Below are 2,487 nucleotides of genomic sequence, written 5' to 3'. Positions count from 1 at the left end.
CTGGGATCTTGTGGCGATAGGGGTCCCGGCGGCATTGATCGGCGCCTACATCGGAGCCGAGGCCATCCTCTATCTCGATGAGAATACGGCGGGAAAAGTGATCGTTTTTATGATGCCCCTGGGATTGTTGTTCGCTTTTTTGCCGAAAAGGAACAATGATGCAAAAGTGGAGATAACCCCCTTCAAAAAAACGCTACTCTTTCCATCGGTTACACTGATTATAGGCTTTTACGACGGTTTTTTCGGCCCGGGGACCGGCAGTCTACTTATCATCGCCTTGCATTACATCATGGGATTGAGTCTGGTCACAGCCTCCGCAACGTCGAAAATATTCAACTTCTCTTCGAATGTCGGGGCATTTATCTCATTTTTTATAGCGGGCAAGATGTTGTTCGCTATCGGGATCCCCATGGTAATCGCCAGTATCCTGGGAAATTATCTGGGAAGCCATATGACTATCAAACGAGGAGATAGCTTTATCCGGCCGATTTTGTTCGGGATGATTTTTCTTCTGTTTGTCACAATGGTTTATAAATATTACATTGGAAAATAAAAAAAGCGAGGAAAAGTCGCCTCGCCCTACGGCTTGCGGGGATCCAGAGGCTCCTGGGAAAAAAACGCCTCCACCTTTTTGCGCATCAGTGCCGGATCGGTGATGGTGTTGACATCGTTACGGAAGGCGGCGGCACCGGGGTAACCCACCTTGGAATAAGTGTGCAGGTGCTTACGGAAAAGGAAGATGCCGTAATCACCGTAGTGCTCGATCATCCGGTCGAAATGTTCCAGTACCACCTCCCGGATCAGTTCGGGAGGCGGGGTATCGATCCCCTCTTTGATCTGGGCGAAGATCCAGGGTTTGCCCACGGCGGCCCGGCCGATCATCACACCGTCGCATCCGGTATATTCCAGCACCCAGCGTGCCTTTTCGGGGGAGTCGATGTCGCCGTTGGCGATGACCGGGACGGAGACCGCCTCTTTGACCTCACGGATGGCATCGTAATCCACGGGAGCTTTGTAGCGCCCAGCCCGGGTACGTCCGTGTACGGCGATGAAGTCGGCCCCTGCCTCTTCCATCACCTTGGCCAGTTCCACGTGGTTCTTCTCCTTCACGCCCAGACGCATTTTGACGGAGGTGTAGGATTTGTCGGAGTATTTTTTGATGGTCTCGATGGCCCGTCCCAGGCTTTCGGGATCGCCAAGCAGTGCGCTTCCCTGGAGATTGTTGACGATTTTGGGAGCGGGACAGCCGCAGTTGAGATCGATCCCGTCGATCCCCTCCCGGGCGTTGAGCACCTCCAGCGCCCGTTTGATGATCTCCGGATCGCTGCCGGCGATCTGCACGCTGTAGGGAGTCTCCAGCGGGGACTTCTCCAGCATCTTTTGAGTCTTTTTGCTCCCGTGGGCCAGAGCATTGGAGCTGATCATCTCACTGACAGTCAGATCAACACCGAACTTTTTGACCACGGAACGGAAAGGGAGATCGGTAAAGCCCGCCAGCGGGGCTAAAACATAGAGAGGATGGGAAAAATCAGGCCTCATTGCAGGCGATATGGGCATCGATCAGGTCGTCGATACGGAAGTGGTGTTTCTCACGTTTGAGGATCAGAAGGGCCCGGAAGGGCTTGAACTCGTTTTCATCATGCTCCTCCAGGAACTTTTCGGCGTCATCCAGGAGCTCATATTCAAAGAGCAGATAGAGATAGGCACTCTGAGCCGCCTCTTTCTCTTTGGCCAATTCCTTGAAAAGCGCCAGGTTCTGATCAGGGTTGAAATGACGCAAAGCTGATTGAAGCAGACGAATATAATCGGGGCACTCTAGAGGGAAATGAACGGGAAAAATCTTGGCCATTTCCGGAGAGAACCCCAGATCTTCTTTTTTGCTGTCGATACGTTCAAGGAGCCGGTAGAGATGTTTTTTCTCCATCATGGGGAGGAAACGTTTGAGCTTGTAGAGATCTTCCCCTTCCACCAGCGTATCGATGGCCCGCTCCGCTACCTTGGGATCGTAAGACTCTTTCGCCTGCAATACATCTTCAGCAAAACGTTTCTCATGGGCGATACGGTTGATCTGATTTTGAACCACCAGAGGATTCTCTTTGGAGAGAAAACGCTCCACCTTTTTGGCCCGAAGATCCACATACTCACCGTTCTCGATCTTTTTAACCCACTCGATGGTCTCCATCAGCTTGTCGGAAAGACCATGGATATTGCCCACCACCTGAACACGGGAGACATTGAGCAGAGGAGCGACCTCTTTCATCTTGGGGATGGAATAATGATGCTCCTTGGGCTCCTGAAGCAACGCCCAGTAGAGGGCATCTTTGAGCTCCTCAGCGTCCCGGACCCATTTGCGGCGCTGGAAATAGCCCCGCGTACCGTGATAGGTCATATGCAGCAGGGTCAGGAGAAAGAGGAGAAGAAGCGGGAGAGCTATCCAGACGGCAACCGGCAGATTGATCGTCACCCCCATAATCGTGAGGCTGTGAT

General features: G+C 52.6%; 3 protein-coding genes. 1 reads left to right on the top strand and 2 read right to left on the bottom strand.

All coding sequences use genetic code 11. The annotated features are described in order from the left end of the window. On the top strand, positions 1-553 hold a 553-nt coding region (locus tag F8I07_RS02100), incomplete at its 5' end, for a TSUP family transporter (protein ID WP_292655106.1). A 26-nt stretch (positions 554-579) separates the two neighbouring features. Here F8I07_RS02100 and dusB read toward each other — a convergent pair. Further along, positions 580-1,539, bottom strand: a complete 960-nt coding sequence (gene dusB / locus F8I07_RS02095; RefSeq protein WP_292655103.1) for a tRNA dihydrouridine synthase DusB — start codon at positions 1,537-1,539, stop codon at positions 580-582. Continuing rightward, the coding region (locus tag F8I07_RS02090) for a hypothetical protein (RefSeq protein WP_292655101.1) at positions 1,529-2,487 on the bottom strand (959 nt) is incomplete at its 5' end. The genes dusB and F8I07_RS02090, both read right to left, overlap by 11 nt.

It is taken from the genome of Nitratifractor sp. (genome assembly GCF_015487065.1).
Taxonomy (GTDB): domain Bacteria; phylum Campylobacterota; class Campylobacteria; order Campylobacterales; family Sulfurovaceae; genus Nitratifractor.
This window is presented reverse-complemented; position numbering and strand designations above follow the sequence as displayed.

Bases quoted from the DNA above. Each gene is read 5' to 3' on its own strand.
- dusB (WP_292655103.1), bottom strand. From the start codon at position 1,539: ATGAGGCCTGATTTTTCCCATCCTCTCTATGTTTTAGCCCCGCTGGCG.